Here is a 1,225-nt window from a genome sequence, read left to right as displayed (position 1 = left end):
CAGCGCGACGAGATCGAGCTGATCGCGTCCGAGAATATCGTCTCGCGCGCGGTGCTCGAGGCGCAGGGCTCAGTGATGACGAACAAATACGCCGAAGGCTATCCGGGCAAGCGCTACTACGGCGGCTGCGCGTTCGTGGACATCGCCGAAAACCTCGCCATCGACCGGGCGAAGCAGCTCTTCGGCTGCGCGTTCGCGAACGTCCAGCCGAACTCGGGCAGCCAGGCCAACCAGGGGGTCTTCCAGGCGCTGCTGACCCCCGGCGAAACCATCCTCGGGATGAGCCTCGATGCGGGCGGGCACCTGACCCATGGCGCGAAGCCCAACCAGTCGGGCAAGTGGTTCAACGCGGTCCAGTACGGCGTGCGCCAGCAGGACAGCCTGCTCGACTACGACCAGGTCGAGGCGCTTGCCCGCGAGCACAAGCCCAAGGCCATCATCGCCGGCGGCTCGGCCATCCCGCGGATCATCGACTTCGCCCGGCTGCGGGGGATCGCCGATCAGGTCGGGGCCTGGCTGATCGTGGACATGGCGCATTTCGCCGGGCTGGTGGCGGCGGGGCTTTACCCCTCTCCCTTCCCGCATGCGCATGTGGCGACGACCACCACCCACAAGACGCTGCGCGGCCCGCGCGGCGGCATGATCCTGACGGACGACGCGGATATCGCGAAGAAGGTGAACTCGGCCATCTTCCCCGGCATCCAGGGCGGGCCGCTGATGCATGTCATCGCCGGCAAGGCCGTGGCCTTCGGCGAGGCGCTGCGGCCGGAGTTCAAGGACTATTCGCGGCAGGTCGTCCTGAACGCGCAGGCGCTGGCGGATGAGCTGATGAAGGGCGGGCTGGACATCGTCACCGGCGGCACCGACACGCATCTGATGCTGGTGGACCTGCGGCCCAAGGAGGTGAAGGGCAACCAGACCGAGGACGCGCTGGGCCGCGCCCACATCACCTGCAACAAGAACGGCATCCCCTTTGACCCGGAAAAGCCCACCGTGACCTCGGGGGTGCGGCTCGGCTCGCCCGCCGGCACCACGCGCGGCTTCGGCGAGGCCGAGTTCCGCCAGATCGGCCGCTGGATCGTCGAGGTCGTGGACGGCCTGGCCGCCAACGGCGAGGGCGGCAATGCCGAGGTCGAGGCCCGCGTCGCAGGCGAGGTCAAGGCGCTGTGCGCAAGGTTCCCCCTCTACGACGGGATGTGAGGAACAGGGGCGCGCCGGGAAAACC

At 68.6% G+C, this 1,225-nt stretch carries 1 protein-coding gene; it reads left to right on the top strand.

The features are described 5' to 3' along the window. Positions 1-1,200 (top strand): serine hydroxymethyltransferase (gene glyA, locus H5395_RS18320; RefSeq protein ID WP_182793971.1); only part of this gene is annotated, 1,200 nt, incomplete at its 5' end. Positions 1,201-1,225: the final 25 nt, after the last annotated feature.

The sequence above is a fragment of the Paracoccus sp. MC1854 genome, assembly GCF_014164635.1.
GTDB lineage: Bacteria > Pseudomonadota > Alphaproteobacteria > Rhodobacterales > Rhodobacteraceae > Paracoccus.
The sequence above is the reverse complement of the archived record's forward strand: the minus strand, read 5'-3'. Positions and strand labels throughout refer to the sequence as shown.